The sequence below is a fragment of the Streptomyces sp. NPDC054840 genome, assembly GCF_053611065.1.
Genome location: NZ_JBSGZP010000271.1, coordinates 1 through 9071, shown reverse-complemented (window position 1 = coordinate 9071; position 9071 = coordinate 1). Strand labels below are relative to the sequence as shown.

The 9071-nt window shown below is 71.0% G+C and carries 8 protein-coding genes; 6 read left to right on the top strand and 2 right to left on the bottom strand.

Features of this window, described 5'->3' with window-relative positions:
- Positions 1–9: 9 nt before the first annotated feature.
- Positions 10–1530 carry a peptide MFS transporter gene (locus tag ACWGIU_RS20075; protein WP_453707623.1) on the bottom strand — a complete coding sequence of 507 codons (1521 nt, stop codon included), beginning with the start codon at positions 1528–1530 and terminating at the stop codon, positions 10–12.
- Between the two features lie 496 nt (positions 1531–2026).
- On the opposite strand from ACWGIU_RS20075, the gene ACWGIU_RS20070 reads away from it, so the two are divergent.
- Together ACWGIU_RS20070 and ACWGIU_RS20065 are read left to right on the top strand one after the other, a co-directional pair.
- Entirely contained in the window at positions 2027–2704 is a 678-nt protein-coding gene (locus tag ACWGIU_RS20070) for a response regulator transcription factor (RefSeq protein ID WP_030724697.1), read from the top strand.
- 37 nt (positions 2705–2741) lie between these two features.
- Positions 2742–4007: an ATP-binding protein gene (locus ACWGIU_RS20065; RefSeq protein WP_453707621.1), complete on the top strand. Its 1266-nt coding sequence runs from the start codon at positions 2742–2744 to the stop codon at positions 4005–4007.
- Between the two features lie 40 nt (positions 4008–4047).
- Here the strand turns inward: ACWGIU_RS20065 and ACWGIU_RS20060 are convergent, their stop codons facing one another.
- The gene (locus ACWGIU_RS20060; protein WP_453707620.1) at positions 4048–4584 is read right to left on the bottom strand and encodes a GtrA family protein; all 537 of its coding nucleotides are present in this window, start codon (positions 4582–4584) and stop codon (positions 4048–4050) included.
- A gap of 187 nt (positions 4585–4771) precedes the next feature.
- On the opposite strand from ACWGIU_RS20060, the gene ACWGIU_RS20055 reads away from it, so the two are divergent.
- From ACWGIU_RS20055 to ACWGIU_RS20040, 4 genes are all read left to right on the top strand, one after another.
- Positions 4772–5911 (top strand): 5-(carboxyamino)imidazole ribonucleotide synthase, encoded by a 1140-nt coding sequence (locus ACWGIU_RS20055; protein WP_453707618.1) that lies wholly within the window; start codon positions 4772–4774, stop codon positions 5909–5911.
- Positions 5908–6444: a 5-(carboxyamino)imidazole ribonucleotide mutase gene (gene purE, locus ACWGIU_RS20050; protein ID WP_453707616.1), complete on the top strand. Its 537-nt coding sequence runs from the start codon at positions 5908–5910 to the stop codon at positions 6442–6444. Before ACWGIU_RS20055 ends, purE begins: the two co-directional genes overlap by 4 nt.
- Positions 6441–7622, top strand: coding sequence for a dipeptidase (locus tag ACWGIU_RS20045; protein WP_453707614.1), 1182 nt, complete (start codon positions 6441–6443; stop codon positions 7620–7622). Before purE ends, ACWGIU_RS20045 begins: the two co-directional genes overlap by 4 nt.
- A gap of 142 nt (positions 7623–7764) precedes the next feature.
- Positions 7765–8832 (top strand): membrane dipeptidase, encoded by a 1068-nt coding sequence (locus tag ACWGIU_RS20040; RefSeq protein ID WP_453707612.1) that lies wholly within the window; start codon positions 7765–7767, stop codon positions 8830–8832.
- Positions 8833–9071: the final 239 nt, after the last annotated feature.

Sequence of the window (9071 nt, the reverse complement as noted above, 5' to 3'; positions counted from 1 at the left end):
CCGTGTGTGTCAGTGGACGTCGCCCATCAGTTCCCTGACCCGCTTGCGGTACATCCACACCGCCGCGCCCGCGAGGACCGCCAGGGCCGCCTGGAGGGTGACGATGCCCGTCTTGTTGAGATCGACGCCGGCGATGGACAGCAGGCCCGTCGTCGCGTCGCCGGCCGTCACCGCGAGGAACCAGACGCCCATCATCTGGGAGCCGTACTTCTGCGGCGCCATCTTCGTGGTGACCGACAGGCCGACCGGGGAGAGGCACAGCTCGGCGAGGGTGTGCATCAGGAAGATGAGCACCAGCCACCACATGGTGACCTTGGTGTCGTTGCCGGCGGTCTGGCTCAGCGGCAGGGCGAAGACGAAGAACGAGGCGCCGACGATGACCAGGGCCACCGAGAACTTCACGATGGTGCTGGGCTCGCGGCTGCGGCGGGCCAGGGCCACCCAGGCGGCGGCGAAGACCGGGGCCAGCGCCACCACGAAGAGCGGGTTCAGCGACTGGAAGATGGTGGTCGGGACTTCCCAGCCGAACAGGGCGCGCTCGGAGTTCTTGTCACCGAAGAGCGAGAGCGTCGAACCGCCCTGGTCGTAGATCATCCAGAACACGGCGGCGGCCACGAAGAACCAGATGTAGGCGCTCATCCGGGTCTGCTCGACGGTGGACAGGTCCTTGTCCCGCTTGATGCGGACGAGGACGGCGACCGGGATGAGCAGACCGGCGATGGTGATCGGGTACAGCGCCCACTTGATGGTGAACATGTCCGCGGCCACCACGGCGCCGTAGAAGACGGCGACGACGGCCAGGACGGCCAGGGCCTTGACGATCACGGCCTTGCGCTCGACCGGGCTCAGCGGGTTCGGGACGACGCTGCTCTGCGGGCTCAGGGTGCGGCCTGCGAGCAGGTAGACCAGGAGGCCGATGCCCATGCCGACGGCGGCGAGCGCGAAGCCCAGGTGCCAGCTGACGAGCTCGCCGACCATGCCGATACCGATCGGCGCGAGGAGGGCACCCACGTTGATGCCGATGTAGAAGATCGTGAAGCCGCTGTCACGGCGCGGGTCGTCCACACCGCGGTACAGGTGGCCGACCATCGTGGAGATGTTGGCCTTCAGCAGACCGGAGCCGACCGCGACCAGCAGCAGACCGACGAAGAACGACAGCTGGCCGGGCAGTGCGAGCGCCACGTGGCCCGCCATGATCACGACACCGGCGATGGTGACCGTCTTGCGGGCGCCCCAGACGCGGTCACCGAACCAGCCGCCGGGCATGGCCATGAGGTAGACCATGGCCACGTAGACGGAGTAGATCGCCGTGGCCGTCGCCGCGGTGAAGCCGAGGCCGCCGCCCTGGCTGTCGGTCGCGGCGTCGACACCGCCGGAGACCAAGTACAGAACGAGAAGCGCACGCATGCCGTAGTAGGAGAAGCGCTCCCACATCTCGGTCATGAACAGCGTGGCCAGGCCGATCGGGTGGCCGAGGACGGTCTTCTCGTGAGCGGGGCTCGGTGAGGCCGTCGTCAGGCTGGAAGCCATGGTCGATCCTTGCTTGCTCGGGACGCTTGGCTTCGTGAGCCCATCCGCGCCCGGTGGGGGGTGGCCGGCACCGGCGACGGATCTCCCACCCCACGCCCGGGGTCTCGCCCCCCCCATGGGGTCGGAGGCGAAGGAACATCCGTAACCGGGATCCACGCCCGCTCTCGCATCAGCGCGGAGTGGCCCGGCCCACAGGTCATTCACTGTCATCAAGCCCGGACAGGTGAGTCCGAGAGGACCGTCCTGTCCGATCAGGACAGAAATAGAGACCCTTGGCTCGCTTTTCGGCACAAAGGTCCCTGAGGTATTGCATCAGGCGTCTCGCCACCATACGACACGACACAGTGGCATTTGAAAGGACTTGAGAGATGGATCACAAGGCGCGCCGGGGGCCGTTCGACCATATTCGAAGGCGCTCAGCCCTTCATAAGCGCAGATAGAGAGGGGTCTGCCCGGGGGCCCCTGCTTTCAGTCGCCGCGCACTACCATCACCCACATGACGCGTGTACTGCTCGCCGAGGACGACGCATCCATCTCGGAGCCCCTGGCCCGCGCCCTGCGCCGGGAGGGGTACGAGGTCGAGGTCCGGGAGGACGGCCCCACCGCCCTGGACGCGGGACTGCAGGGCGGCGTCGACCTCGTCGTCCTCGACCTGGGCCTGCCGGGCATGGACGGCCTGGAGGTCGCCCGCCGGCTGCGCGCCGAGGGCCACGGCTTCCCGATCCTGGTCCTCACCGCCCGCGCGGACGAGGTCGACACGGTCGTCGGCCTGGACGCCGGCGCCGACGACTACGTGACCAAGCCCTTCCGCCTGGCCGAGCTGCTCGCCCGGGTCCGCGCCCTGCTCCGGCGCGGTGCCACCGAGGCCCTCCAGCCCCCCGCCACCCACGGCGTGCGGATCGACGTCGAGTCGCACCGCGCCTGGATGGGCGAGGAGGAGCTCCAGCTCACCGCCAAGGAGTTCGACCTGCTGCGCGTCCTGGTCCGCGACGCCGGCCGGGTCGTCACCCGCGACCAGCTCATGCGCGAGGTCTGGGACACCACCTGGTGGTCCTCCACCAAGACCCTCGACATGCACATCTCCTGGCTGCGCAAGAAGCTGGGCGACGACGCCGCCAACCCCCGCTACATCGCCACCGTGCGGGGCGTCGGTTTCCGCTTCGAGAAGAGCTGACCGCCTCCTCCGCCCCACGTGGGGCATGCTCTAGGGCATGCGCCGCCGCCTCATCAGCTCCACGCTCGCCGTGGTGCTCGTCGTGATCGCCGTCTTCGGCGTCTCCCTCGTCATCGTGGAGACCCGGACCATCACCAGCAGCGCCCAGGACCGCATCGAGTCCGAGGCGCTGCGGCTCGTGGGCATCGTCGAGGCGAACGTCCTGGAGAAGAAGCCGATCGACCCCGTGGCCCTCGGCGAACAGCTGGACGCCGGCCACTACGCGCGGATCACCGTCCCCGGCCAGCCGGCCGTGCAGGTGGGCGCCCCGATCCCCGACAGTGTGATCCGCGGCACCGCCCTCGGGGAGCAGGGCCAGGTCGTGGTCGTCGAGGAGTCCCGCTCCACCGTGACCCGCGAAGTCGGGCGGACCCTGGCCGTGGTCGGCGCGGTGGCCCTGCTGGCCGTCGTGGCGGCCGTACTGCTCGCCGTACGGCAGGCCAACCGGCTGGCCTCCCCGCTCACCGACCTGGCCGAGACGGCCGAGCGGCTCGGATCGGGCGACCCGCGGCCCCGGCACAAGCGGTACGGCGTCCCCGAGCTGGACCGGGTCGCCGACGTGCTCGACTCCAGCGCCGAACGGATCGGCCGGATGCTGACAGCCGAGCGGCGCCTGGCCGCGGACGCCTCCCACCAGCTGCGCACCCCCCTCACCGCACTCTCCATGCGGCTGGAGGAGATCACGGTCACCGACGACCTGGCGACCGTCCGGGAGGAGGCGACGATCGCCCTGACCCAGGTGGAGCGGCTCACGGACGTGGTGCAGCGGCTGCTCACGAACTCGCGGGACCCGCGTACCGGCTCGGCGGTCCCCTTCGATCTGGACGAGGTCGTCAAACAGCAGGTCGAGGAGTGGCGGCCGGCCTACCGCAGTGCCGGCCGGGCCATCGTGCGCTCCGGACGGACGGGCGTGCGGGCCGTCGGCACCCCGGGCGCGGTCTCGCAGGTGCTGGCCACCCTGGTGGAGAACGCCCTGATGCACGGCGGCGGCACGGTCGCGCTGCGCACCCGGGTGATCGGCAACCAGGCGGTGCTGGAGGTCACGGACGAGGGACCCGGCGTCCCGCCGGACCTCGGCAACAGGATCTTCGAGCGGGCCATCAGCGGCCGCAACTCCACCGGGATCGGCCTCGCGGTGGCCCGGGACCTCGCGGAGGCGGACGGCGGTCGCCTGGAGCTGCTCCAGACGCAGCCACCGGTGTTCGCGCTGTTCCTCAGCCGCACGGCGCCGGAACGGACCGAACCGCAGAACACGGTCCGCTGAGGGCCGGGCCGTGGCTGTCGGTCCGGACCGGTCGTCCGTACTAGTTGTTCGCGGGCGCCGGGTCGGGAACCGGCTCCGGCCTGCGGTCCGGCTTCGGCACGGGCGCGGGGTCCGGCATCGGCTCGCTCGGCTCCGCCGGCGCGGGCAGGGCCTTGAAGACCCAGGTCCGGTACGACCAGAAGCGGAACACGGTGGCGGTCCCGATGCCGATGAACTTGAACACGTTGCTGGCGACCGGGCCGTCCCAGCCGAACCCGTAGGTGGCGGTGTAGAGCACACCGCTCTCGATCACGAGGCCGATCCCGCTGAACGCGGCGAACAGGCTCAGCTCGCGGGTGCGGCCGCTCTTGGCGCGGTCGCGATAGGTGAAGTAGCGGAAGCCTATGTAGTTCGTGGCGATGGCCACGACGGTGGCTATCACGCTCGCGCGCACCACCTGCAGGTCGGTGGTGTTGCGGATCAGGTTGAAGACACCCAGGTTGACCAGGACACCCAGACCTCCGACCGCCCCGAACTTGGCGACCTCCCGGACGAGGCCGCTTACACGTTCGAGGACAGATCCGCCAGGCGTGCTCATCAGTTGGTCAGTCCTGTCGGTCACCGCCCGCTTACGGGGCGTCCGGTGTTCTCCGTCAACCCACCCATGCTAAGTGTCCCCCCTGTGACGCGTCTGTGCCTTCCGGCATGCTGCGACGCACGGCACACGGGCAGATCGGGCCAGGGGCACGTCCGGATGGCGGAATACCGGCGGATATCCTGGAGGAGTGACGTTCCCGGTAGTCGGTATGGTCGGCGGCGGCCAGCTCGCCCGCATGACCCACGAGGCGGGCATCCCCCTCGGCATCAGATTCAAGCTCCTCAGTGACACCCCGCAGGACTCGGCGGCCCAGGTCGTGAGCGATGTCGTCATCGGCGACTATCGCGACCTGGAGACGTTGCGTGCCTTCGCGCGCGGCTGTGACGTGATCACCTTCGACCACGAGCATGTACCCATGGAGCACCTTCGGGCCCTGGAAGCGGACGGCATCCCCGTCCGTCCGGGGCCCGACGCTTTGGTGCACGCCCAGGACAAGGGGGTGATGCGCGCCAAGCTCGACGAGATCGGCGCGCCCAGCCCCCGCCACCGGATCGTGAGCGGTCCGGACGACGTGGCCGCCTTCGCGCGCGAGGTGGGCGGCTTCCCCGTCATCCTCAAGACCGTGCGGGGCGGGTACGACGGCAAGGGGGTGTGGTTCGTCCGCACCCCCGAGGACGCGGCGGCCCCCTTCAAGGCGGGCGTCCCGGTCCTCGCGGAGGAGAAGGTCGAGTTCGTCCGCGAGCTCGCGGCGAACATCGTCCGCTCCCCGCACGGCCAGGCGGTGGCCTACCCCGTCGTGGAGTCCCGCCAGGTGGACGGGGTCTGCGACACGGTGATCGCGCCGGCCCCGGACCTCTCGGAGGCCCTCGCGGGCGAGGCCCAGTCCCTCGCCCTGCGCATCGCCAAGGAACTCGGCGTGACCGGCCACCTGGCCGTGGAGCTGTTCGAGACCACCGACGGCCGGATCCTGGTCAACGAGCTGGCGATGCGCCCGCACAACAGCGGCCACTGGACCCAGGACGGGGCCGTCACCTCCCAGTTCGCCAACCACGTACGGGCCGTCCTGGACCTCCCGCTGGGCGACCCGCGCCCCCGCGCCACATGGACGGTCATGGCGAACGTGCTGGGCGGGGACTACCCCGACATGTACGCGGCATACCTGCACTGCATGGCCCGCGACCCCCAGCTGAAGATCCACATGTACGGCAAGGACGTGAAACACGGTCGCAAGGTCGGCCACGTCAACACCTACGGCGACGATCTGGACGATGTGCTGGAGCGCGCACGCCACGCTGCCGACTACCTCAGAGGAACGGTCACCGCATGAGCCCCACCTCCGCAGCCCCCGTCATCGGCATCGTCATGGGCTCCGACTCGGACTGGCCCGTCATGGAGGCGGCCGCCCAGGCCCTGGACGAGTTCGAGATCCCCTACGAGGTCGACGTCGTATCCGCCCACCGGATGCCGCGCGAGATGATCGCGTACGGGGAGCGGGCCGCCGACCGCGGGCTGAAGGCGATCATCGCGGGCGCGGGCGGAGCCGCCCACCTGCCCGGCATGCTCGCCTCGGTCACCCCGCTGCCGGTCATCGGCGTGCCGGTACCGCTGAAGTACCTTGACGGCATGGACTCGCTGCTGTCGATCGTCCAGATGCCGGCCGGGGTTCCCGTCGCCACCGTCTCCGTCGCCGGCGCGCGCAACGCGGGCCTGCTGGCCGTGCGCATGCTGGCCGCCCACGACGCTGAGCTGCTGGCCCGCATGACCGACTTTCTGCAGGAGCTCAACGACCAGGCCACCGAGAAGGGCAAGCGGCTGCGCACGAAGGTCGCGAACGCGGAATCCTTCGGGTTCGGCAAGTGAGCGCGGCGCAGCGTCTGGACGAGGCGCGCGAACTGCTGGCCGAGCACCCCGTCGTGGACGGCCACAACGACCTGCCCTGGGCGCTGCGCGAGCAGGTGCGCTACGACCTGGCGCAACGGGACATCGCGGGCGACCAGTCCGCCCACCTGCACACCGACATCCCCCGGCTGCGCGCCGGCGGGGTCGGCGCGCAGTTCTGGTCCGTCTACGTGCGTTCCGACTACGCCGGTGACGAGGCGGTCAGCGCCACCCTGGAGCAGATCGACGTCGTCGCCCAGCTGATCGACCGTTACCCCCGTGACCTGGTGCGGGCGCTGACGGCGGACGACATGGAGGCGGCCCGCGCCGACGGCCGGATCGCCTCCCTGATGGGCGCCGAGGGCGGCCACTCCATCAACAACTCGCTCGCCACCCTGCGCGCCCTGCACCAGCTGGGCGTGCGGTACATGACGCTCACGCACAACGACAACATCGACTGGGCGGACTCGGCCACCGACGAGCCCCGGCACGGCGGTCTGACCGACTTCGGCCGCGAGGTCGTCCGCGAGATGAACCGCGTCGGCATGCTGGTGGACCTCTCGCACGTCGCCGCGACGACGATGCGCGACGCCCTCGCCGTCTCGGTCGCGCCGGTGCTCTTCTCGCACTCCTCGGCGCGGGCAGTATGCGACCACCCGCGCAACATCCCCGACGACGTACTGGCGCTGCTGCCGGCCAACGGCGGGGTGGCGATGGCCACCTTCGTCCCGAAGTTCATCCTCCCGGCAGCGGTCGAATGGACCCTGGCCGCGGACGAGAACCTGCGGGCGCACGGTTTCCACCACCTGGACACCACTCCCGAGGCGATGGCCCTGCACCGGGCCTTCGAGGAGGCGCGCCCCCGCCCGATGGCCACGGCCGCGACGGTGGCCGACCACCTGGACCACATGCGCGAGGTGGCCGGCATCGACCACATCGGCATCGGCGGGGACTACGACGGCACGGCCTTCACCCCGTTCGGCCTGGACGACGTGGCGGGCTACCCGAACCTCGTCGCCGAGCTGCTCACGCGCGGCTGGTCCAAGGCCGACCTGGCGAAGCTGACCTGGTCCAACGCGGTACGGGTGCTGCGCGACGCGGAGGCGGTCGCCCGCGACCTGTCGGCCTCCAGGGGCCCGTCGAACGCGGTGATCCGCTAGCGGACGCGGTGCCCGGCGGGCGCGGTGACAGGGTGTGACCTGCGGGTTCACTCGAACGCTGCGTCCGCCGGGCGGCCCTGCCGTCCCGCATGTCACGGTGGCACCATCTCTCCCTGCTGCCGCCGAGACCGGAGCGAACGCCATGGCCGACCTGCAGGATGAACCCCACTCCGTGGGCATCGGATCCGAAGACCTCCCCGCACCCGCCGTAGCGGTGGCGGCGGGCGCCCTCGACCGGGCCGTCGCGCTGCTGGCCGTCCATCCCGTGGCCGACGGGTGCAACACGCTGGTCCGGACCCTGCACCGGCGCCCGTACTACGACATCGAAACCACGGACACGGGCGTGGACACCGACATCCCGCGGCTGCGCGCCGGGGGAGTGGGGGCCCAGTTCTGGTCCCTGCTCGTGCCGTCGGCCCGGGTGCACGAGGACGCCTCCGGTGACCAGGTGCTCTCCGACACGCTGGACCAGATCGACACGGCGCTGACCCTGATGCGCCGCTACCCCGACAGCCTCTGCCTGGCCCTCACCGCCGACGACCTGGCGGACGCCCGCAACCGCGGCCGCATCGCCTCGTTCCTGGGCCCGGTGCCCGGCCGCACACTCACCGACTCCCTGGGCGCCCTGCGCGCCTTCCACGCGCTGGGCGTACGGATCCTCGCGCCCGCGGGGGCGCCCTGGGCGCAGGAGGAACTGACGGCCTTCGGCCACGAGGTGGTCCGCGAGGCGAACCGGCTGGCGATCCTGCTGGACCTCACGGGCTGCCCGGCGGCGGTCGCCTGCCGGCTCGCGGAAGCCTCCAAGGCCCCGGTGGTCATCTCGAACACGGCGGCGGCCTCGCTGAACCCCCATCCGGGGAACGTGACCGACGAGGTCCTGGCCGCGCTACGGGAGGCGAACGGCCTGGCGATGGTCACCTTCGACACCGAGCGCACCGGGGACTCCCTGCACGCGGTGGCGGACCACCTGGACCACGTACGGGCCATCGCGGGCCCGCACGGCGTCGGACTCGGCGCCGGCTTCGGCACCGGATCGGGCCTCCCCCGCCCGACGGGCCTGACCGACCCCTCGGGCTACCCGCGGCTGATCGCGGAGCTGTTGGAGCGCGGCTGGCCGGAGTCCGAGGTGGCCATGCTGACCTGGGGCAACGCCCAGCGGGTGCTGCGCGACGCGGAGTTCACCTCCCGCGCGGCCCAACACCGCCGCTGATTCGGCCCCGTTCGGCTACTCCTGGCCCCGCCGGCGTTTGAGGCGCTCTCTGAGCCCCGCCGGCGTTTGAGGCGCGCCGGGGCAGCGCTCCGGCAACGCGGCCGCACCGGCAGCCCGGATCCGCACCCGCATCCGCACCCCACCCCGGCCCGAGGCTTAGGTCGTCTCTTTCGGATCTTGCCGGGCCCGCGTTGCCCGGCACCGCACCTCGCCGCGTTGTCGGGGCGCCGGAGTACGTC

Excerpts from the sequence above, each read along its gene's own strand:
- ACWGIU_RS20070 (WP_030724697.1), top strand. The coding sequence starts at position 2,027 with ATGACGCGTGTACTGCTCGCCGAGGACGACGCATCCATCTCGGAGCCC.
- ACWGIU_RS20060 (WP_453707620.1), bottom strand. The coding sequence starts at position 4,584 with ATGAGCACGCCTGGCGGATCTGTCCTCGAACGTGTAAGCGGCCTCGTC.
- ACWGIU_RS20065 (WP_453707621.1), top strand. The coding sequence starts at position 2,742 with ATGCGCCGCCGCCTCATCAGCTCCACGCTCGCCGTGGTGCTCGTCGTG.
- purE (WP_453707616.1), top strand. The coding sequence starts at position 5,908 with ATGAGCCCCACCTCCGCAGCCCCCGTCATCGGCATCGTCATGGGCTCC.
- ACWGIU_RS20075 (WP_453707623.1), bottom strand. The coding sequence starts at position 1,530 with ATGGCTTCCAGCCTGACGACGGCCTCACCGAGCCCCGCTCACGAGAAG.
- ACWGIU_RS20040 (WP_453707612.1), top strand. The coding sequence starts at position 7,765 with ATGGCCGACCTGCAGGATGAACCCCACTCCGTGGGCATCGGATCCGAA.